At 69.6% G+C, this 20576-nt stretch carries 21 protein-coding genes; 9 read left to right on the forward strand and 12 right to left on the reverse strand.

Features of this window, described 5'->3' with window-relative positions; all coding sequences use genetic code 11:
- Nucleotides 1–55: 55 nt before the first annotated feature.
- A complete protein-coding gene (locus ACO2Q0_RS04245; RefSeq protein WP_423350228.1) occupies nt 56–628 on the forward strand; it encodes an NADPH-dependent FMN reductase in 573 nt (190 codons plus the stop codon).
- On the opposite strand, the gene ACO2Q0_RS04250 is transcribed toward ACO2Q0_RS04245, so the two are convergent.
- Complete coding sequence (locus ACO2Q0_RS04250) at nt 625–2226, reverse strand: long-chain-fatty-acid--CoA ligase (RefSeq protein ID WP_423350229.1); 1602 nt, start codon at nt 2224–2226, stop codon at nt 625–627. The genes ACO2Q0_RS04245 and ACO2Q0_RS04250 overlap by 4 nt on opposite strands.
- A 57-nt stretch (nt 2227–2283) precedes the next feature.
- On the opposite strand from ACO2Q0_RS04250, the gene ACO2Q0_RS04255 reads away from it, so the two are divergent.
- The gene (locus ACO2Q0_RS04255; protein WP_423350230.1) at nt 2284–3417 is read left to right on the forward strand and encodes a hypothetical protein; all 1134 of its coding nucleotides are present in this window, start codon (nt 2284–2286) and stop codon (nt 3415–3417) included.
- A gap of 6 nt (nt 3418–3423) precedes the next feature.
- Here the strand turns inward: ACO2Q0_RS04255 and ACO2Q0_RS04260 are convergent, their stop codons facing one another.
- From ACO2Q0_RS04260 to pcaH, 6 genes are read right to left on the reverse strand one after another with little or no spacing between them, the layout of a single operon-like run.
- On the reverse strand, nt 3424–3909 hold the full coding sequence (locus ACO2Q0_RS04260) for a DUF3237 domain-containing protein (protein WP_423350231.1): 486 nt from the start codon (nt 3907–3909) through the stop codon (nt 3424–3426).
- 10 nt (nt 3910–3919) lie between these two features.
- Nucleotides 3920–4297: a 4-carboxymuconolactone decarboxylase gene (gene pcaC, locus ACO2Q0_RS04265; RefSeq protein WP_423350232.1), complete on the reverse strand. Its 378-nt coding sequence runs from the start codon at nt 4295–4297 to the stop codon at nt 3920–3922.
- Nucleotides 4290–5078 (reverse strand): 3-oxoadipate enol-lactonase, encoded by a 789-nt coding sequence (gene pcaD / locus ACO2Q0_RS04270; protein WP_423350233.1) that lies wholly within the window; start codon nt 5076–5078, stop codon nt 4290–4292. Before pcaD ends, pcaC begins: the two co-directional genes overlap by 8 nt.
- Nucleotides 5075–6205 carry a 3-carboxy-cis,cis-muconate cycloisomerase gene (gene pcaB, locus ACO2Q0_RS04275; RefSeq protein WP_423350234.1) on the reverse strand — a complete coding sequence of 377 codons (1131 nt, stop codon included), beginning with the start codon at nt 6203–6205 and terminating at the stop codon, nt 5075–5077. The genes pcaD and pcaB overlap by 4 nt, the downstream gene beginning before the upstream one ends.
- Nucleotides 6206–6210: 5 nt before the next feature.
- Entirely contained in the window at nt 6211–6819 is a 609-nt protein-coding gene (gene pcaG, locus ACO2Q0_RS04280; protein ID WP_423350235.1) for a protocatechuate 3,4-dioxygenase subunit alpha, read from the reverse strand.
- The gene (gene pcaH / locus ACO2Q0_RS04285) at nt 6816–7541 is read right to left on the reverse strand and encodes a protocatechuate 3,4-dioxygenase subunit beta (protein ID WP_423350236.1); all 726 of its coding nucleotides are present in this window, start codon (nt 7539–7541) and stop codon (nt 6816–6818) included. The genes pcaG and pcaH overlap by 4 nt, the downstream gene beginning before the upstream one ends.
- 113 nt (nt 7542–7654) lie before the next feature.
- Between pcaH and ACO2Q0_RS04290 the strand changes: the two genes are divergently transcribed.
- A complete protein-coding gene (locus tag ACO2Q0_RS04290) occupies nt 7655–8866 on the forward strand; it encodes a CaiB/BaiF CoA transferase family protein (RefSeq protein WP_423350237.1) in 1212 nt (403 codons plus the stop codon).
- On the opposite strand, the gene ACO2Q0_RS04295 is transcribed toward ACO2Q0_RS04290, so the two are convergent.
- Nucleotides 8863–9201 (reverse strand): c-type cytochrome, encoded by a 339-nt coding sequence (locus ACO2Q0_RS04295; protein WP_423350238.1) that lies wholly within the window; start codon nt 9199–9201, stop codon nt 8863–8865. The two genes, ACO2Q0_RS04290 and ACO2Q0_RS04295, sit on opposite strands and share 4 nt — an antisense overlap.
- Before the next feature lie 407 nt (nt 9202–9608).
- Between ACO2Q0_RS04295 and ACO2Q0_RS04300 the strand changes: the two genes are divergently transcribed.
- The 4 genes from ACO2Q0_RS04300 to ACO2Q0_RS04315 all read left to right on the forward strand — a co-directional run bounded on the left by ACO2Q0_RS04300 (nt 9609) and on the right by ACO2Q0_RS04315 (nt 14411).
- Entirely contained in the window at nt 9609–11447 is a 1839-nt protein-coding gene (locus ACO2Q0_RS04300; protein ID WP_423350239.1) for an acyltransferase family protein, read from the forward strand.
- Between the two features lie 150 nt (nt 11448–11597).
- Complete coding sequence (gene mdoH / locus ACO2Q0_RS04305; protein ID WP_423350240.1) at nt 11598–13490, forward strand: glucans biosynthesis glucosyltransferase MdoH; 1893 nt, start codon at nt 11598–11600, stop codon at nt 13488–13490.
- A 117-nt stretch (nt 13491–13607) separates the two neighbouring features.
- Entirely contained in the window at nt 13608–13940 is a 333-nt protein-coding gene (locus ACO2Q0_RS04310) for a response regulator (RefSeq protein ID WP_423350241.1), read from the forward strand.
- Between the two features lie 81 nt (nt 13941–14021).
- Nucleotides 14022–14411, forward strand: coding sequence for a YbaN family protein (locus ACO2Q0_RS04315; RefSeq protein WP_423350242.1), 390 nt, complete (start codon nt 14022–14024; stop codon nt 14409–14411).
- 114 nt (nt 14412–14525) lie between these two features.
- On the opposite strand, the gene ACO2Q0_RS04320 is transcribed toward ACO2Q0_RS04315, so the two are convergent.
- A complete protein-coding gene (locus ACO2Q0_RS04320) occupies nt 14526–15608 on the reverse strand; it encodes a substrate-binding domain-containing protein (RefSeq protein WP_423350243.1) in 1083 nt (360 codons plus the stop codon).
- A gap of 67 nt (nt 15609–15675) precedes the next feature.
- Nucleotides 15676–16479: a potassium channel family protein gene (locus tag ACO2Q0_RS04325; RefSeq protein ID WP_423350244.1), complete on the reverse strand. Its 804-nt coding sequence runs from the start codon at nt 16477–16479 to the stop codon at nt 15676–15678.
- 96 nt (nt 16480–16575) lie between these two features.
- Between ACO2Q0_RS04325 and ACO2Q0_RS04330 the strand changes: the two genes are divergently transcribed.
- Both ACO2Q0_RS04330 and ACO2Q0_RS04335 read left to right on the forward strand, forming a co-directional pair.
- A complete protein-coding gene (locus ACO2Q0_RS04330) occupies nt 16576–16764 on the forward strand; it encodes a DUF3008 family protein (RefSeq protein ID WP_423350245.1) in 189 nt (62 codons plus the stop codon).
- A 71-nt stretch (nt 16765–16835) separates the two neighbouring features.
- Complete coding sequence (locus tag ACO2Q0_RS04335) at nt 16836–18320, forward strand: amidase (protein ID WP_423350246.1); 1485 nt, start codon at nt 16836–16838, stop codon at nt 18318–18320.
- Here ACO2Q0_RS04335 and ACO2Q0_RS04340 read toward each other — a convergent pair.
- Nucleotides 18317–19390: an acyl-CoA dehydrogenase family protein gene (locus ACO2Q0_RS04340; protein ID WP_423350247.1), complete on the reverse strand. Its 1074-nt coding sequence runs from the start codon at nt 19388–19390 to the stop codon at nt 18317–18319. The genes ACO2Q0_RS04335 and ACO2Q0_RS04340 overlap by 4 nt on opposite strands.
- A 4-nt stretch (nt 19391–19394) precedes the next feature.
- Entirely contained in the window at nt 19395–20561 is a 1167-nt protein-coding gene (locus ACO2Q0_RS04345) for an acyl-CoA dehydrogenase family protein (protein WP_423350248.1), read from the reverse strand.
- Between the last annotated feature and the right edge of the window lie 15 nt (nt 20562–20576).

The raw sequence follows: 20576 nt of genomic DNA on the forward strand, positions 1-20576 counted from the left end.
CTGCCCCAACGGGATTGCATAGATAGCTAAGCGATAGCGGTCCCTGGAGCGACACATGCCGAAACTGCTGGCCCTGGCCGGAAGCACCCGCAGCGGATCGTTCAACCAGCGCCTGCTCGACGTCGCCGTGGAGATCGCCCGCGGCGAGGGGGCCGAGGTCACCAGCATCAGCCTCCGCGACCTGCATCTGCCGCTGTACGACGGCGACCTGGAGGCGCAGGCCTTCCCAGAGGTCGCCGACCGTCTGCGCCAGCACTTCATCGACGCCGACGGCCTCCTGATCGCCTCTCCTGAGTACAACGGCTCGGTGTCGGGCGTGCTGAAGAACGCCATCGACTGGGCGTCACGGCCACGGGAGGGCGAGAGTCTCGTCGCCCTGCCCGCCTTCCGCGGCAAGGTCGCCGGCCTGATGTCGGCCTCGATCAGTCCGTTCGGCGGCCTTCGCGGACTGCTGGCCCTCCGTCAGATCCTGGCTACGGTCCAGACCATCGTCGCCACCGAGCAGGTGCTGGTGCCGTTCGCCGACAAGGCCTTCGACGGACCGGAGCTGACCGAGGCTATGCCCAAGCAGCTCCTGCCCATCATGGTGAAGCGGGTGATCTTCCTCGCCGAACGGCTGAAGGCCTAGCGGACCGGCTCGCCGAACGGCAGCTTGTAGTCGGTTAAGCGCTGGCGGATCAGCTTCTTGTCGATCTTGCCCGTCGCGCCGAGCGGGATGTCGTCGACGAACAGCACGTCGTCGGGCATCCACCACTTGGCGATCTTGCCGTCGAGGAACCGCAGCACGTCGTCCTTGGTGCAGGTCGCCCCCGGCTTCAGCTTGACCAGCAGGATCGGCCGCTCGTCCCACTTCGGATGCGAGACGCCGATGACCGCGCAGAGCTCGGCCTGGGGATGCCCCACGGCGACGTTCTCGACGTCGATGGAGCTGATCCATTCGCCGCCGGACTTGATGACGTCCTTCGCGCGGTCGGTGATCTGCATGTAGCCGTCGGGATCGATGGTCGAGACGTCGCCGGTGTCGAAGAAGCCTTCTTCGTCCAGCACCTGCCCGCCCTCGCCCTTGAAGTAGCCGGACGCGATGGTCGGCCCCTTGATCATCAACCGGCCGAAGGTCTTGCCGTCGTGCGGCAGGGTGCGGCCAGCGTCATCGGCGAGCTTGAGGTCCAGGCCGCAGAGCAGGCGGCCCTGCTTCAGCTTGTAGGGCACCTGGTCCTCGAAGCTCAGCTCGCCCACCTTCGCATCGGCCACGGAGATGGTCGCCAGGGGCGAGGTCTCGGTCATGCCCCAGCCCTGGATCACCTCGACGCCATAGTGGTCATGGAAGGTCCGGATCAGGCTCTCCGGCACGGCCGACCCGCCGATGGTGACCCGCTGCAGCGTGGTGAGCTTGCCGCCCGTCTCCTTCAGGTGGGTGAGCAGCATCTGCCAGACGGTGGGCACGGCCGCGGAATAGGTCACGCCCTCGGTCTCGATCAGCTCGTGGATGGAGGCGCCGTCCATCCGCTGCCCCGGCATCACCAGCTTCGCGCCGACCGCTGGCGCCGAGTAGATCACGCCCCAGGCGTTGGCGTGGTACATCGGGACCACCAGCAGCACGGTGTCGCGCGCCGACAGCGCCAGCGCATCCGTCTGCAGCGTCATCAAGGCATGCAGGTAGTTCGACCGGTGGCCGTAGAGCACGCCCTTCGGATTGCCCGTCGTGCCCGAGGTGTAGCAGAGGCCCGCCGCTGTCCGCTCGTCGAAGCCGCCCCAGCGGCACTCGGTGGAGTGCGGCGCGATCCAGGCGTCGAACTCCTCGTCCAGATAGATGACGCGCTCGATGCTCGGGCACTGCGGGAGCAGTTGCTCCACAAGCGGACGGCAGGCCGGATCGGCCAGCAGCAGGCGATCCTCGGCGTGATTGGCGACATAGGCGATCTGCTCGGGGAACAGCCGCGGGTTCAGCGTGTGCAGCACCGCCCCGATGCCGATCGTCCCGTACCAGGCCTCGAAATGGCGGTAGCCGTTCCAGCCGAGCGTGCCGACGCGGTCGCCAGGCGCGATGCCGGCCGCCTTCAAGGCGTTCGAGACCCGCTTGGCGCGAGCGTGGACTTGCGCGTAGGTGGTGCGGGAAATCCGGCCCTGTCCGTCGCGGCTGACGATCTCGCGGTCGCCATGCCAGCGGGCGGCATGGTCGATGAGCCGATCGAGCGTGAGCGGAATGTCCTGCATCAGGCCTTGCATCAGGGCCTCCCACCATTATTGCTTAGATACCGAACTATAAGATGAGGGGATGCGTCGATGGAAGGCTTGAGCGAACTGCTGGCGAAGGTGGACACCCAGTTCCTGGGGTTCCCATCTCCGACCGCGCCCCGGATCCAGGCCGGCGGCCATCCCTGCCAGGGCATCTACTGGACTCCCAAGGGCCAGAAGCCGAAGGCGGCCTTCATCGCCACCCACTATAACGTCGACTTTTCCGAGCACTACATCGCGCCCTACCTCGCCACCCGCGGCTTCGGCTTCCTGGGCTGGAACACCCGCTATCGCGGCTTCGAGGACCAGTTCCTGCTGGAGCACGCCATCCTCGACATCAGCGTCGGCATGCGCTGGCTGCGCGAGCAGGCCGGCGTCGAGACCATCATCATCCTGGGCAATTCCGGCGGCGGCTCACTGATGGGCGCCTACCAGGGCGAGGCGATCGCGCCGACCATGGCCAATCTGCTCACCGGAGCGGCGCAGGAGCAGTACCAGAACTTGCCAAAGGCCGATCTCTACGTCTCGTTGAACGCCCACCAGGGCCGCCCCGAAGTGCTTACCGACTGGATGGACGCCTCGGTCGTCGACGAATTCGATCCCATCGCCACCGACCCCGAACTGGATCCGTTCAGCGAGGCCAACAAGCCGCCCTACTCCCAGGAATTCATCGCCAAGTACCGGGCGGCGCAGCGTGCACGGAACCAGCGGATCACCGACTGGGCCAAGGCCGAGCTGAAGCGGCTCAACGAGGCCGGCATCCCCGACCGCCTGTTCCCCATGTTCCGCTGCTGGGGCGACCTGCGGATGATGGACGGCACCATCGACCCGTCCGATCGGGCGACCCCCATGTGCTACCGCGGCCACCCCGCAGTGGCGAACAAGACGCCCTCGATCGGCCGGGCCAACAACATCAAGACCTGGCTGTCGATGTGGAGCCTCGAGACGTCCAAGTGCCAGGGTCGTCCGCACCTGGAGAAGTTCACCCAGCCGGCGCTGGTGGTGCAGGGCACGGCCGACACCGGCGTCTTCCCGCAAGACGCCCGCGACATCCACAGCTTCCTGGGCTCGAAGGACAAGACCCTCGAGCTCATCCCCGGCGCCCACTACTTCGAGGACAGCCCGGAGGTGCGGAACGCTGCGGCCTCGCTGGTGGCCGACTGGGCCCGGGCAAGGCTCTAGGCGGTCCTAGCGCAGGCCGTAGATCCGGTAGCGCACGCCCGCTCCCGTGCGGTGGCCGAGCCCAACGGCCACCGTCCGGTTGAGCCAGCCGTAACGGGCGTCAGCGGTCTCGAAGAGCGGCTGAATGCGGAAGTAGTACCGGTCGGTCGAGAGCGCCTCGACCCGGGCCGGATCGCGGAAATCCTCAATCACGGCGGCGGGGATCACGAGCCGCCCCTGGTAGGTCACGTGGATCAGCGCCCCGTCTTCAGTTCGCCACGCCGAGCGCACGTCAACCAGCGTCAGCGCGTCCCCGTTCTCGTCAGCCCCGCCCTCCGACCAGTCGCCGCCGCCCGGAAGCACCTCGCCGGAGAGCCGTGGGCCTGACACGACGCCGCCCGAGATCACGCTGAGCCGGCGGTTCCGCCAGGGCGAACGGCCGAAGACCAGCGGGTGGCCCTCCTCCAGGCGGATGTCGACGTCGCACAGATGTTCGACGGGCAGGCTGTCCATGGGCTCTCCCTCAGGCGCGCTTGGCCAGGATGTCGGCGGCGGCGTGGAACGCGGCGTTGGCCGCCGGCACGCCGCAATAGACGGCGCTCTGCAGCAGCACTTCCTTGATCGTGTCGGGCGTCACGCCGCCGTCGAGGGCGGCCTCGATGTGCAGGCGCAGCTCCTGCTCGCGCCCCAGCGCCACCATCATGCCGATGGTGATCAGGCGCCGCGTCTGGTGATCGAGTCCGGGCCGGGTCCAGATCTCGCCCCAGGCGTAACGCGTGATCAGGTCCTGAAAATCCGCGGTGAACGGCGTGGCGCCGGCTTGCGCACGATCCACGTAGGCGTCGCCCAGCACCTTGCGGCGGGCTTCCATTCCGAGGCGGTGGCGTTCAGCCTCATCCATCGTGCGCCTCCAAGTGCGCGAGGAGCGCGGCGTTGAAGGCGCCCGGCTGCTCGAGGTTCGAAAGGTGGCCGGCGTCCAGCTCCACGAAGCGGGCGTTCGGCAGGGTCAGGGCGAACGCCCCCATGGCCTCGGCGGTGGTCGAGACGTCCCGGGCGCCCGCGACGACCAGTGTGGGCGCCGTGGGCCTAGCGTCGGTGAGGTCGGCATCGCGCAGGGCCGCACAGCAGCCGGCGTAGCCCTCCGGGTCGGCGGCGACGAGCGTCGCATGCGCCGCCGCGACCACACCGGGCGCGCAGATGCAGAAGCCGGGCGAGAAGAACCGGGCCATCGCCATGTCCGCAATCGCCGCCAACCCTTCGGCGCGCACCTTTGCGGCGCGGGTCCGCCACCCCTCCGCATCGCCGATCCGCGGCAAGGTGTTGGCCAGGGTCAAGGAGATCACCCGCTCGGGCGCCGCCTGCGCCAGGCGCTGGGCGATGACGCCGCCGAGGGACAGGCCGACCACATGGACGGCGCCGACGCGCAGCGCGTCCAGGACCTCGAGCGCGTCCTGCGCCAGCCGGTCCAGCGTGTAGTCGCCGGCCGGCGCGTGCGAGGCGCCGTGCCCCCGGATGTCCGGCCGGATCACCCGGTAGCGGCGGGCGATCAGCGCTGCCGCCTGGGAGTCCCACAGCCGATGGTCGCAGCCGATGGAATGGAGCAGCAGCACGGCGGGCGCCGCTTCCCGCCCCTCCACCCGCACCGCCAGCGCGCAGCCGTCTGACGCGACGATCCGCTTCATGCGAGGTCGTCCCGGAGCGCGCGCTCCACCAGCGCCTCCGCTTCGCCCAGGTCGCTGCCGACGGCGGCGGCCTCGAGGTTCCGGCGCATGGCCTCAACATCGATCTCCAGGCCTTCCAGCACCTGCGCCATCGCGGCCGCCGCGCCATGGGCGACCACGAACAGATCGGCGAGCACCGGCGCTTCCGCCTGCCACGCGCCCAGAGCGCGCTCGTGCTCGCCTGCGATCGCGGCCAGCAGCGTCGCCGCCAGATGCGGCGTGCGCACCGCGGCCGAGCGGGCCACCTGGCAGCCCGTCGGGTTCCGCTTGTGCGCCATGGCCGAGGAGCCGCCCCGGCCGGCCAGCTGCGGTTCGAAGGCCTCCGCAACCTCCGCCTGGCTCATGAGGGCGATGTCGGTCGCGATCTTGCCCAGGGCTCCCACCACGATGGCTAGGCCTGCGCCCAGGCCCGCCATGGTGTCGCGCCGGCCGTGCCACGGCGCCTGCGGAACCGCGAGGCCGAGCTCGGCGGCGACGGCTGCAACGACCTCCGTGGCCCGGCCATCCATGCCCGTCAGCGTCCCGGCGGGCCCGCCGAGCTGCAGCCGCAGGGCCAGGTCCGCCTCGCGCCGTAACCGTGCCCGGGCGTCCACAAGCAGCCGCCTCCACTGGGCCGCCTTCAACCCGAAGGTGGTTGGAAGCGCCGATTGCAGCAGGGTGCGGGCCAACATCGGCGTCCGGGCGTGGCGACGCGCCAGCTTGGCGAGAGCATCCTCGCTCCGGCCGAGGTCGCGTTCGAGTGCGGCGAGGCCTTCCCTCGCCTGGAGCATCAGCACCGTGTCGGCAACGTCCTGGCTGGTCGCGCCGAGGTGGACCCTGGCGGCGCCCCGGGCCTTCAGTTCGGCGACGAGCGGGATGGCGAAGGTCCCCGCATGCGCCGCCTGTTCGGCCAGCGCATCGATGTCGAGCGGCGCCGCGCAGGCTCCTACGACCGCGGCGGCCTCCTCTTCGGCGATCAGGCCGACGCCAGCCTGGGCGCGGGCGAGCGCGACCTCGAAGGCCAACGCGTGCCGGACCAGCGCCGCGTCGCCGAAGATCTCCAGCATCTCGGCCGTGCCGGCGGCCAGCTCGCGGATGCGGGAGACCATCGCCGTCAGAACTCGAAGAACACCGTCTCGTCCTGCCCCTGCAGGACGATGTCGAAACGGAAGCGCCCCGGTCCTTCGGCGCGCGCGATAAGGGTGGCGCGCCGCTCTGGCGGAACAAGCGCCAGCACCGGATCCTCGTCCAGGCCTTCGTCGCCCTCGAAATAGACGCGCGTCACCAGCCGCTTGAGCAGGCCGCGGCCCAGCACGCCCACGGCCAGGTGGGACGCCTGCAGGCTGTTGCCTGGGCCCGGCGTACGGCCGGGCTTCACAAGTCGAAGGCGGAAGCTCCCGTCGTCCGCCGTCGCCGCCCGCCCCAGCCCCTGGAACCCCGGCGCGTCGTAGCGGCCTTCAGGATCGGCTTGCCAAGTCTCGATCAGGACGTCAGGCGTGGGCTCGCCAGCGCCGTCGACGACGCGCCCGATCAGCTCGATGACCTCGCCCGCCGCCGCGGCGCACGGCTGCGGCGCGAACTGCCGGTGGTCTTCGGGGACCAGGTCCAGACGACCGCCGATCGGCTCGGCGCCCCCGCCGGCGACGTCGGCGCAGCCGGGCCACGGCAGGGCGTAGTGGAAGAACGGCCCCACGGTCTGCGACGGGGTCTGGCTCAGCTTCATGCCGGGTCCTCCATCGGCGTGGCGGCGGGGCCCCGCAGGACGATGTCGAAGAGATAGCCCAGGGCGAAGCTCGGCTGGGTGAGGCCCAGGTCGAAGCGGGCGGTCAACCGCTCGCGCGCCGCTTCGGGGACCGAGGCCGCGATGGGATCGATGGCGATCAGCGGATCACCCTCGAAGTAGCATTGCGTCACGAGCCGTGTGGCGAACGCTGGTCCGAACAGAGAGAAATGGATGTGCGCCTGACGCCAGGCATTGTCGTGGTTGCCCCACGGATAGGCGCCGGGGCGGATGGTCGTCAGCCGATAACGGCCCTCGTCGTCGGTGACGAGGCGGCCGGCGCCGGTGAAGTTCGGATCGAGCGGCGCGTCCCACTGATCGCGAGCGTGGGCGTAACGGCCGGCGGCGTTGGCCTGCCAGACCTCGATCAGCGTCCGCGGCTGCGGCCGGCCGGCTTCGTCCAGCACGCGCCCGGCCATGATGATACGCTGGCCCAGAGGCTCGCCGGCATGCTGGCGGGTCAGGTCGGCGGCGGCTGGTCCGCCCGCCGCCGTCCAGGCTTCGCCGGGCCCGGTGGTTTCGGTCAACGTCTGCGGAATCCGCACCGGGGGCATCTTCGGCGCCCGCAAGGCGGTGGAGCGATAGGGCGCGAAAAGAAGCGGCGGCTGCGCCTCCTCATCCTCCCGTGCGTATGCGTCCGCATCAATCATTTGAAATCTAAGCATGTCGCGCACGGGCACGATATGCAATGAGGACGAGGCCTGTTGCGCGGCCAAAGTTGTCAGTTTAGTTGACGCTTTCCATCCGCCGCCACGTTCCGCCCAGGCAAGGAGCGCACATGACCCAGCTTTCCGACTTCACCGGCAAGACCGGCCCGCTGGAGGGCCTCGTCGTCGTGGAAGCCGGGCAGCTCATCGCCGGCCCCTTCTGCGGCCAGCTTTTGGGCGACATGGGCGCGACGGTGATCAAGCTCGAGCCGCCGGGCGCCGGCGATCCCATGCGCCAGTGGGGCCAGGGCGCGCCGGTCTGGTGGGAGGTGATCGCCCGCAACAAGAAGTCGGTGTCGCTGAACCTGCGCAAGCCCGAGGGGCAGGACCTCGCACGCAGGCTGATCGCCACGGCCGACATCTTCGTCGAGAACTTCCGGCCCGGCACGATGGAAGGCTGGGGTCTGGGGCCGGAGCGGCTGCAGGAGACGAACCCCGGCCTGATTGTCGTCCGCATGTCCGGCTACGGCCAGAGCGGACCCTATGCCCAGCGGGCCGGTTTCGGCGGCATCGGCGAGGCGATGGGCGGCTGGCGGGCCATCGTGGGCGAACCCGACCGGCCGCCGTCGCGCATGGGCGTCTCGATCGGGGATTCGCTGTGCGCCACCTATGGCGCCATGGGCGCGCTCGCGGCGCTCAGGGCCCGCGACGCCACCGGCAAGGGCCAGGTGGTCGACTGCGCGCTCTATGAGTCGGTCCTGCAGGTCATGGAGGGCCTGATCCCCGAGTACGTCGCCACGGGTCATGCCCGGAAGCGCAGCGGCGCCATCCTGCCCGGCATCGCGCCGTCCAACGTCTATCCCTGCCGGGACGGCGAGTACCTGATCGGCGCCAACGGAGACGGCGTCTTCCGGCGGCTTTGCGAAGCGATGGGACGGCCGGAGCTGGCCGACGACGCGCGTTACGCCACCCATGCAGCCCGGGGGGAGCGGCAGACCGAGCTCGACGAGTTGATCGCCGACTGGACACGGACCCTGACGGTCGACCAGCTCGAGGCGCTGATGCTGGAGCACGGGGTCCCCGCCGGCCGCATCTACGGCCCCGCCGACATGCTGGACGACCCGCACTTCGCCGCGCGCGAGGCCATCGTCGAGATGACCGATCACCCCCGCTGGCCGGGCCTGAAGATGCAGGGCGCGTTCCCCAAGTTTTCGAAGACGCCGGGCGGCGTGCGCGCGATGGCCCCGCAGACGGTGGGCGAGCACAACGCCGAAGTGCTCGGCGGCCGGCTCGGCCTTGACGACGCCGCCCTGGAGAAGCTCGCCGCTGCGGGCGTGATCTAGCGGTCCAGCGTCCGGAAATAGGCGATGAGGTCTTCCGCCTCGGCGCGGCTGATCTCGATCGGCGGCATCTCGCCCGAACCGTGCTCGGACACCTCCGCAAAACGCTTCTGCAGCGACAGCGGATTGTAGCGCCGCTGCAGCTTCCAGAAAGGCGGACCGCTGGCCGCCGGGCTCGCGTCGAGCCCGATCGCATGGCAGCCGCCGCAGCGCCGCGCGGCGAACGCCTGACCGCGGTCGACCGCGGGGTCGCTCACGGCGACCGGCGTCGGGCCGGTGGAGGCGCAGCCGGACAGCAGGACCGAAGCAGCGATCAGGATTTGCAGCGGGCGCGGCATGGCTCTTCTCCCGTGAGGTCGGCCGATCATGCCTCGAACGGCGGCGCTCCGCGCTTCCGTACCGCTACTTAGGAGAGCAAGGAGGCCGCCGCCTTGGATAGGGAGCCTGGGCGGCGGCCTCCGCAGTCGTCGGCGCGCTCCGCAATGACCAACGTCGGCGACGCCTCCGACATGCCGCCCGCGCGGCATCCGCGCAGCCCTCAACGCGTCGGATCGGGCAAGGCCCCTTCCGGGCGCCCATGGCGCGGGCGCCGGGGCGCGCTCGTGACCGGATCTGAGGCGCCCGCTCCGGCCGCGGCAGCTGCCTGGACCAGCCGCGGCCCATTGGCCTGCAACCGGCCCTTCCTTCGGTTTCCCGTTGCACACGAACGCGTGATGAGGTTCCTGCCGCGGTGTCGGGAGTAGCCATGAGTCTGACAGCCACAGCGCCGGTTCCAGCTGCGATCACCGCCCCGGAGCGCGACGTGCGCTCCGCGGACGTGAATGCGCCTGCGCGGGTGCGGCGCGCAGACCTGGACTGGATCCGCGTCGGCGCCTTCGGCCTGCTGATCCTCTTCCATGTGGCGCTCGTCTACGCGCCCTACGACTGGCACATCCGCAGCGTCCATCGGTTCGAGTGGATCCGCGAGGCGATCCTGCTGACCGGCCCCTGGCGGCTGACCCTGCTGTTCCTGGTCGCCGGTTCGGCGCTGCGCCTCATGGCCGGGCGGCGCACGACGGCGGAGGTCGCCTCCGGCCGGCTCGCGCGCCTGATGCCGCCCCTGCTGTTCGGCATCGTCGCGCTGGTTCCGCTGCAGTCCTGGATCGAGGCGGTCGACAAGGGCTACTGGGAGGCAGGCCTGCTCCCCTGGATGGCCAGCGAGTTCAGCCCAGCCGGCCTCGCCAATGGCGTGCCGGTCAACCATCTCTGGTTCCTCGTCTATCTTACCGCCTACACGCTGGCGATCCTGCCGCTGATGGCGCGCCCCGATCTGATGGAGCGTGCGGGCGATGCGCTGGAGCGCGCCCTCTCCGGCTGGCGCGTCCTGTGGGTTCCCGCGGCCTATCTGGTCGTCATTCGCCTGGCGCTGTTCCCATTCTTCGGGGTGACCAACAAGCTCTCGCTGGATTGGTACAATCACGCGCTGTCCCTGGGCGCCTTCGCTTTCGGGTTCCTGGTCGTGAACCGCGAGGCGATCTGGCGCGAACTCGAGCTGCGCCGACGGCCGTTCCTGGCGCTGTCGGTCTGCAGCCTGTCTCTGGTGATGATCCAGGCGTGGCATCCGGGCGGCGGCGCCTTCTTCGATGTGCCGCGCAACGCGGTGTTCGGCGTCGCCCAGTGGATGACGATCGCCGCCATCCTGGGCTTCGGCAGCCGCTACCTGCGCCATGTCAATCCGCCGGTCCTGCGCTACCTCAACGACGGCATCTTCCCCTGCTACCTCGCCCATCAGACGATCCTGGTCGCCGCGGTCTTCCTGCTGAAACCGGCCGGCCTGCCCGCTGTGGCGGAAGCGCTGATCCTGACGAGCGTCACGTTCGGCGGCAGCCTGCTCGTCTATGAACTCGTCCGCCGCATTCCGGTCATGCGTCCTCTGTGGGGTCTCAAACCGCTCGACGGCGCGGCTCGGCGCGCGGACGCGGGGCAGGCGCTGCTGAAGGTGGGGATCGCGGCCCCGATCTTCGCGGCCTCGGCGGTGCTCGCCGCGACCCTGGCCTACCCCGGCTTCAACCACGCCCGGCAGTACCTGAGCGAGCTGGGCGGCGCGACCGCGCCGCAGCCGCTGATCTTCAACCTGGGCGTCCTCGCCGCCGGGCTCATGGCCGGCCTCGCTGGTATCGGCTTTGGTCTCGCGATCCAGCGGCTGACGGGAGCCCGCTATGCGGGGGCCTTGGTGGCCATCGTCTTCCTGCTCGCCGGCTACGGCCTCATGGCCGCAGCCATCTACCCGTGGCCCGACCCTCGGCACCTGGCGATCAATCTTGCGCTTGGAATCCAGCTCGCCCCACTGCTGCTCTTGTGGTCGCTCCGTTCGGAACGCGACATGCCGGGGCTCAAGTGGTTCCTGGGCGCCGCCTTCGTCGCCATGGGCCTGCTGACGGTGATCACCAAGCATCTGGTGATGCCGGGTCTGGTCAACGACGCCAACGTGGGCTGGTGGGAACGCACCTACGCCGTGATCCTCGTGGGCTGGGTCGCCGTCGCGGCATGGCTGCTCGATCGCCGGCTGAAGACCGCCTCGACGGCCCAGACCGCCGCCGCCTGAGGCAAATCGCGCCTAAAGTGCGATCACGCTCTCGTTAGACTGGCTTTCATCACGAGTCCGTGATTGAAGAGTGTCGAATCTAGCCGAGGCTAGGTCGGCGCAGTCCGCGAGGATCGCGCCGCCGGGTGCAGTTTCGGGGGCGAGCGGTACATGAACAGCGTTGCCAGTCTCTTCCAGCCCGTCGCGCCATGGCGTCCGGAAGAAACGCCGGGCGCGCCGTGGATGCCGGACGAGTCTCCGCTGGCGATGCCCCGCCAGCCGTTGGGCCGCGCCGAACCCGCGGAACTCGCGCCCGCTCCGGCCACATCGCCCGTGAACATCAACCAGCGCCGCGCCGTCCTGTTCGGCGGCGCGCTGATCCTCACCGCCCTCCTGCTGTGGGGGCCGTTCGTCCTGTACGCCCGCAAAGGCTGGCAGCCGCTCGAGGCCCTCGGGTTCGCGGTCTTCGTGCTGCTGGGCTCGGCGATGTGCGTGTGGTTCTGCAACGCCATCGCCGGTCTCTACGTCCTGGCGACGGGCCGCGAGCAGGATGACCTCGCCTTCTCGCCGCATCCCAGCGCGCCACGGACCCGGACGGCGCTGCTGATGCCGCTCTACCACGAAGACGCGCATGCCGCGCTCGCGCGCCTGAGCCAGCTCGACGGGGCGCTCGGCCGCCTCGGCGTCGCCGACGCCTTCGACATCTTCGTGCTCAGCGACTCGCGCCGCGAGGACATCGCCGCCGAGGAGCGGATGGCCTACGTCGCCCTGCGCAGCCACGCCCACTGCAACGTCTATCTGCGCCGTCGCGCCGAAAACACCGAGCGCAAGGCCGGCAACGTCGCCGATTGGGTCCGCCGCTACGGCGCCGCCTACGAGTGCATGATCGTCCTGGACGCCGACAGCACGATGGCGGGCGAGACCGTCCTGCGCCTGGTCGACGCGATGGAACGTAATCCAGGCGTGGGGCTCATCCAGACGACGCCGGCCATCGTCGGCGCGCAGACGCTGTTCGCCCGGCTTTCGCAGTTCGGCGTGCAGATGTACGGCCGCGTCGCCGCCGCCGGGCTCGCCTGGTGGACAGGCGCGGAGTCCAGCTACTGGGGCCACAACGCCATCGTGCGGGTGCGCGCGTTCGCCGAAGCGTCGGGCCTGCCCATCCTGCCGGGCGCCAAGCCGTTCGGCGGGCACATCCTCAGCCACGACGTCGTCGAGGGGGCCCTGCTCCGTCGCGCCGGCTGGGCGGTGCATCTGACCGCCGCGCTGGACGGCAGCTGCGAACAGACCCCGCCGACGATCTTCGACTTCATGCGCCGGGACCAGCGCTGGTGCCAGGGCAACCTGCAGCACCTCAACCTGCTGGACGCCCAAGGCCTCCATCCGATCAGCCGGCTGCAGCTCTTCTTCGGCTGCCTCAGCTATCTGGCCTCGCCGCTGTGGTTCGCGGCGCTGGTCATCGGGCTGGCCATGCAGCTCCAGTATCCGGTGGACTGGAACTCGTTCTGGTACCTGCTGAACCCCGAGTTCACGCCGTTCATGCTCACCACCGTGCTGTCGGCCGTGCTGCTCGTGAGCCCGAAGATCATGGGCGCCGCGCTTGTCCTGACCCGGCCGCGCGAACGGCGCGCCTTCGGTGGGACCGGTTCCATCCTGAAGAGCGTGGGCCTGGAGATGCTGCTGTCGGCCGTCCTGGCGCCGATCCAGATGGTGGCCAACACCCACTCGGTGATGCAATTCTTCCGGGGCCACGACGCCGGCTGGCTGCCGCAACAGCGGGACGCCGAGGAACTACCCTGGGATGTGGCTTTCAAGGCCATGCAGTGGCAGATGGTCGCCGGCCTTGTGTTCCTCGCCGGGCTTTGCTTCCGGCCGGACCTGTCGCTGTGCTTCGCCCCCGTCGTGCTGCCGCTTCTGTTCGCGGCTCCGATCGCGGTCTGGACGTCACGCCGCGCCGCCCGCCGTCGCAGCCGCCCCGCCCTGTTCGCCACGCCCGAGGAACAGCTCGTCAGCGCGACCCTGGCGGTGCTTGTCGCCTCGCCGCGGACCGCTCCGACGTCGCACTGAACGTCGGCGGGGACTCGCCCGGCGAGCCGGTTCGTATAACTACGGAGTTGGGCTGGGCCGGCGAATCCCGGAACCTTGGCCGTGCGCGCGTCATTCCACCTGTGGTTGGAGGTCTGCATGCATGCTCTGATCATTGAAGACGAGATGCTGATCGCACTCGAGATCGAGCAGCTGTTGCGCGACCTCGGCTACGACTCGTTCGACTGGGCCGACAGTCCGCCCAGCGCGCTGGCGTGCGCCCGCCATCGGCGTCCCGACCTGATCACAGCTGACCTCAGGATCATCGGCGGCACGGGCCTCGAAGCCGTGGACGCCATAACAGGGGAACTCGGCTCCCTCCCCGTGGTCTATGTGACCGCCAACGCCGACATGCTTCGTGGCTCGCCCGGCGCCAGGGTGGTCTCCAAACCTATCCAGCCCCGCCGCCTCGCCGAAGCCTGCGCGATCTGAGGCGGCGTCAACGCCGTTGCGTCGTCGAGCTTTTCCCCCGATCACTTGGGCGATGCAGCTTGCGCGGCGGAGCCCGACCCGATGACCACGCCGCCGCCCCGCGAACCTCCGCCGCGGCGGGTGCTGATCTATCGCGGCATCGGCCTCATCGCCCTGGGGTTGGCCGCCATAGGCGTCGCTCTGCCCGTGATGCCCACCACGGTGTTTCTGCTGATCGCGGTGTGGGCTTTCGCGCGCGGATCTCCGGAGTGGGCCGAGCGTCTGCGCCAGCACCCGACGTACGGCGAATTCATCCGCAACTGGGAAGAACGAGGCGCCATTCCGACCCGCGCCAAGATCCTCGCCGTGACCATGATGACGGCCAGCGTGGGTGTCGTCGCCCTCGCCACGCGCAACGCCTGGATCGTGGGCGGCGTGGCGATCGTGCTCGCCTGCGTCAGCGCCTACGTCGTCAGCCGCCCGGCGGCCTGACCGCGGCGGGCGTCCCGCCGAGGTGCGCGGTCGTGGCCGTCACTTCCCCTTGCCAGGCAGCAGAAAGGCCCGCCGGAAGTCCGACGGGCCTTCATCATAAACCGGCTGGCGCGCCTACTTGGTCGGCGCGGACATCGGGGTCAGGGCCTTGACCGCCTCACGCTGGGCGGCGAGTTCGGCGGCCGGCAGCGGGATCAGGCCCCGCTGAAGCAGATAGCCGCCGCGCCCGATGGCGGCTTCCGACACGAACGCGTTCACGAACTCCTTCAGGCCCGGCGTGACGCCGAGGTTCGCCTTCTTCACGTAGATGTAGAGCGAGCGCGACAGGGGATATTGCCCGCTGGAGATGGTTTCCAGGGTCGGAGCGACACCCTCCACCTGGGCGGCCTTCACCTTGTCCAGATTATTCTCGAGGAAGGAGTAGCCGAACACGCCGACGGCGCCGGGCGTCTTCTCCAGGGTCTGGACGATGACGTTGTCGTTCTCGCCCGCGTCGATCCAGGCTCCGTCCTTGCGCAGCGTGTGGGCGCGCTGCTTGAAGCTGTCCTCGTCGCTCTTCTTCAGCGCGGCCATGGCCGGCACCTTCTCGGCGCCCTTCTCCATGGCGAGTTCGACGAAGGCGTCGCGGGTGCCCGAGGTCGGCGGCGGCCCATAGGCGACGATACGCTCATTGGGCAGGGTCGGCGCGACGTTGTTCCAGTTCGCGTTGGCGTTGGTCGCGAAGCCCGAGCCCTGCGGCAGGTCGGCGGCCAGCGCCTTGTAGATCTGCTCGCGCGTAATGTGGAAGGTCGGCGCGGCCTTGGCGTTGGCGATGACGATGCCGTCATAGCCGATCTTGATCTCGATGATGTCGGTGACGCCGTTCGCCTGGCAGGCGTCCCACTCGGACTTCTTCATGGCGCGCGAGGCGTTGGCGACATCGGGGAAGTTCTTTCCGCCGCCGCCGCAGAACAGCTTGAATCCGCCGCCGGTGCCGAGGCTTTCCACCTTCGCGGGCGCGCCGCCGGTGGTGCGCGCCACCGTCTCCGCAACCCGGGTGGCGAAGGGGAAGACCGTGGAGGAGCCGGCCGCCCAGACCTGCCCCTGGGGCGCGGCCTTCGGCGGCGGCGCGGCCGCCTGCTCGTTGCGTCCGCAGGCGGACAGTGCGACGGCTGCGCCCAACAGTACGGCGGCGGCGGTGAAGGTTTGGAATCGCATGACGTGCTCCCGGTCTGCGGCGACCCGGGCGCTAACATCGCTCTGTGACACTTGTGCGAAGGTTCGATTACGACTCGTCGTTCGGGATGTTCAGCAGCTGCCCGCAGGCCTTGCAGTGAACGGCGTCCACGTCGTGCCGCATCAACCCGCACGTGGGGCACGTGAACCGCACCTTATACGGACGGATAAGGGTCTGCGCGAGGCGCACGAACAGGGTGATGCCGCTGACCATGATGACGATGGTGAGCAGCTTGCCCCAGGCGCCCGGCAGCGTGATGTCGCCGAAACCTGTGGTCGTGAGCGCCGTCAGCGTGAAATAGAGCGCGTCGAGATAGCCCTCGATGCCCGGGTGATTGCGGGCGAAGCTGGCGTACACGAACCCTGTCGAGACGAAGACGAAGGTGACGAGGGTCGCCACGCTCTTGGTCACGTCCTCCCACCGTGTCTCGTCGTACCGCCGGCCGACCGTCTCCCAGAAGAAGTCCGAGTGGAACAGCGACCACAGGCGCAGCACCCTTAGGAAGCCGAGGTTGAACAGCCACAGCGGGAACAGCAGCGTGACGAGCACGAAGATGTCGACCCAGACCGATGGTCGGCGCAGCCAGTCGCGCAAGCTGGAATGCGACAGGGCCCGGGCGGCCAGGTCGACCGCCAGCACGAAGGCCACGAAATAGTCGATCGCCAGGTAGACGGGGTACTCGCGCAGGAACGGCGCGGCGACGAAGAAGCCGATCAGCACGAAGTCGAGCGCGATCACGCTCAGGCGGAAGCGCACGGCCCTGGGCGACGAGCCGTGGTACAGCTCGCGCAGGCGCACGCGCAGCCGAGGCAATGCCCGCCGATGCGCCGTCGCCAGAGCTGGATCCGCCAAGCCGTCTCTCCTGTCCAGGTGATGAACCCCGCGCCGCGCCATGAGTTCATGGAGGCGGCCGCGCACGCTCGCGCGCCGCAGTCCTGGAGACAAGCCATGCCCGCCAAGTCCGCCGCCCAGCAGAAGGCCGCCGGCGCCGCTCTGTCGGCGAAACGCGGCGACACGCCCAAGAGCAAGCTGAAGGGGCCCTCCAAGCACATGGCCGAGTCCATGAGCGAGAAGGAGCTCGAGAAGATGGCCCACACGAAGCGCAAGGGTAAGCCCGAACACGCCGCGCGCAGCTGACGCCGGCGCAGCCTTTGCGCAACGAGACGCCTTAGGCCAAGCTCCCCTCAAACAGATCTTGGGGGGAGCCGATGATCCAGTTCACTCGACGCGCGCTTGCGGGAGCGCCGCTGGTTCTGGCCGCCTGTGCGACGGTTCCGAAGCCCGGCTCCGCCGCGCCCGGCTGGGCGGACGCCACCGAGACCGCCGCACGTATCCGCAGCGGCCAGCTCACGCCCGCCCAAGCCGTCGGCGCCGCCGTCGACCGGGCGCTCGCCTTGCAGCCCAAGCTGAACTTCCTCGTCGCGTCGGACTTCGACCGTGCGCTGGCCAGCGCGGCGCGGAGCCCGAGCTCCGGGCCCTTCCCCGGCGTGCCCTTCCTGATCAAGGACCTCGATGACTACGCGGGCCTGCCCACGCGGTCCGGCTCCCGCTCGCAGCTGCCGCTGCCGCCGGCCGCCCGGAACGCGGCGATCGTCGAAGCCTTCGTTCAGCGCGCCGGCGTCATCCCGATCGGGAAATCCTCCACGCCGGAGTTCGGCTTCCTGCCCACCACGGAGCCCGCCGCCTTCGGGCCGAGCCGCAACCCCTGGGATGCCACCCGCTCCAGCGGCGGCTCGTCGGGCGGGGCCGCGGTCGCGGTGGCGGCTGGCGTCGTCCCCTTCGCCCATGCCAGCGACGGCGGCGGGTCGATCCGCATCCCGGCCTCCTGCTGCGGCCTCTTCGGGCTGAAGCCATCGCGCGGCCGAATGATCGGCGCGCGCAACGACACCAAGATCACCGATCTTTCCGTCGACCACGTGCTCACGCGCAGCGTCCGCGACTCTGCGGCCATGTTCGCCTCCTGCGAAGACAATGGGGCGGGAGCCCAGCTTCCGGCGGTGGGCTTCGTCTCCACGCCCTTGCGCCGCAAGATCCGCATCGGCCTCGTCATGGAGGGCATGGCGGGCAACGCGCCGACGCCTGAGGTGCGGACGGCGACCTTGGCGACCGTCCGCCTGCTGGAGAGCCTGGGGCACACGGTGGACGAGACCCGCTGGCCGACCGGGCCGGAGTTCATCGACGACTTCCTGCTGCTCTGGGCCTCGGGCGCCGCTCAGCTCGCGGGCGCGATCGGACAGGCTGTCGGCCGCAGGCCCGACACGGCGCTTCTGGAGCCGTTCAGCCTCGGCATGGCCGAGATGTTCGCCAAGGCGCCGCCCGGCGCGCTCGACGCCACGCTCCAGCGCCTGCATGGGGCGGCGATGGCCTACGACCCCTGGTTCGTGGCCAACCGGTTCGACGTCATCCTCTCACCGGTGCTGGCCGCGCCGCCTCCGCCACTGGGCTTCGTGGGACCCGACGTGCCGTTCGACACCCTGGTCGCCCGTCTGACCGAGTACGTGGGCTACACCACCTATCACAACGTCGTGGGCGCGCCGGCCATGAGCGTGCCGCTGAACTGGACGCCGTCAGGCCTCCCGGTCGGCAGCCAGTTCGCGGCTCGCGTGGGCTACGAGCACCTGCTGTTCCAGCTCGCCTATCAACTCGAAGCGGCGCAGCCCTGGGCCGGCCGCATTCCGCCCATCCACGCCTAGGCGGCGAGCCCCTGCAACCGCGCGGCCGTGTCGCGGACGCGTTCGGGGCCGCCCAGCAGCTGCCGGTTCAGGCCGATACGCTTGAACCAGTAGTGCAGGCCCAAGAGGTCGGTGATCCCGATGCCGCCGTGCACCTCGGTCGCGGTGCGGGCGACGAACCGGCCGATCTCGCTGGTGTGAGCCTTGGCGTGCGCGGCCATCAGCGAGGCCTCCTCAGGCGCGTGGTCGAAGGCGTAGGCCGCATACCAGACGAGCGCGCGCGCCGGCTCGATCTCGGCGGCCATCTCGGCGCACAGGTGCTTCACCGCCTGGAACGAGCCGATCACCCGCCCGAACTGGCGCCGCTCCTTGGCATAGGCGACCGCCTTCTCCAGCATCGCGTCGCAGGCGCCGAGGGTGTCGGCGGCGATCATCGTCCAGGCGGCGTCCCGCAGCCGCTCCAGCGCTCCATTGGAGATCAACGGCTCGGCCGGCGTGTCTCGGAAGCTAATCTCCGTCACCTGCTGCGTGGCGTCGATCGTGGTCATCGCCTCGATCACATGGGCCTGCCGCGCCAGGTGCAAGGCGCCTGTCCGGTCGGCCACGATCAGCAGGTCTGCGCCGCCGGCTCCGATGGCGAATAGCGCCCGCCCGGTGAGCTTGCCGTCTTTGGCCGTCACGCCGGCGCCGTCACGCGCGCCGGCGACCGGTTCGTGGATCGCGACTGCAGCCGTCAGCTCTCCGGCCGCCAGCTTCGGCAGCAAATCGGCCTGCTGCGCTTCCGTCCCGGCCGTCGTCAACGCCAGGGGCGCCAGCACCGTCGAGCCGAGGAAGGGCGTCGGCGCCGCCGCCCGGCCAAGCGCTTGGGCCGCAAGCGCCGCTTCCACGAGCGTCAGCCCCAAGCCGCCATAAGCCTCGGGGATCAACAGTCCCGGCAGGCCGAGTTCGGTCAGCCCTGCCCAGATGTCAGGCGCAGAAGGCTCGGCCTCGTCCGCGAACCGGCGCACGCGCTCCAGCGGCGCAAGTTCGGCCAGCGCCTTCGTCAGGCTGTCCTGCAGCAGCACCTGGTCTTCCGACAGTGCGAACCGCATGGCCTTACGCCTCCACCGTCTTGGGCTCGCGAGGCAATCCCAGGCCCCGCTCCGCGATGATGTTCTTCTGGATCTGGGCCGTGCCGCCGCCGATGATCAGGCCGAGGTCGAACATGTAGTTCCGCTGCCAGCCGCCCTTGGCCCGCAGGTGCGGCCCGTCGTGGTAGAGCACGCCCAACTCGCCCAGGGCGTCGATGGCCAGCGCCGCCACCTGGTGATTCAGTTCGCAGCCCTGCAGCTTCACGACCAGCCGCGCCAAGCCCGCGCCGTCGTCGGTCATCACGCGCAGGCCGTTGAACTTCATCGCGAAGACCCGCGCCTGGAGCTGCATCAGCCGGTCCCGCAGCACGGGGTTGTCGATCACCCGCTGACCACCGACCGACTCGGTCTTCATCAGTTCGATCAGCGCCTGCAGCCGGGCCTCCGTGGCGTTGGGATCGCCCAGCATGCCGCGCTCGTGCTTCAGGGTGGTGTTGGCCACGATCCAGCCGCGTCCGCGCCCGCCCACCACGTTGGCCTGCGGCACGCGCACGTCCGTGAAGAAGACCTGGTTGAACTCGGCGTGCCCCGTCATCGTCTTCAGCGGCCGCACCTCGATGCCGGGCGTGTCCATCGGGATCAGCACATAGGAGATGCCCTCATGCTTGGGCTTCTCCGGCTCGGTGCGCACGAGACAGAACATCATGTCTGCGAGGTGGGCGGTCGACGTCCAGATCTTGCTGCCCGAGATGACGAAGTCCTCGCCGTCCTCGACAGCGCGCGTCTGCAACGCTGCGAGGTCCGAGCCTGCCCCCGGCTCGGAATAGCCCTGGCACCAGATCACCTCGCCCCGCAGCGTGGGCGCGATCCAGCGGCGCTTCTGGTCCTCCGAGCCCACCTCCAACAGCGTCGGGACCAGCATGGAGACGCCCTGATTGGCGATGCCACGTGGCGCGCCGGCGGCGATGAAGGCCTCGGCGATGATCCGGCTCTTCAGGATGTCGGGCGCCGCGCCATAGCCGCCGTACTCGCGCGGGATCGTTCGCGCAGCGAAACCGTTTTCGATCAGCAACCTTTGCCAGGCCAGCGCATCTTTCGGCTGCCCGGCCTCGTAGTCGGACCGATGCGCCTCAAGAAACGCCCGCACCTCGTCTCTGAAGGCCTCCAGTTCCGGGGTAAGCGTCAGATCCATGGGTCTCCTCCCGCC

Source organism: Phenylobacterium sp. VNQ135, from assembly GCF_049445735.1.
GTDB lineage: Bacteria > Pseudomonadota > Alphaproteobacteria > Caulobacterales > Caulobacteraceae > Phenylobacterium.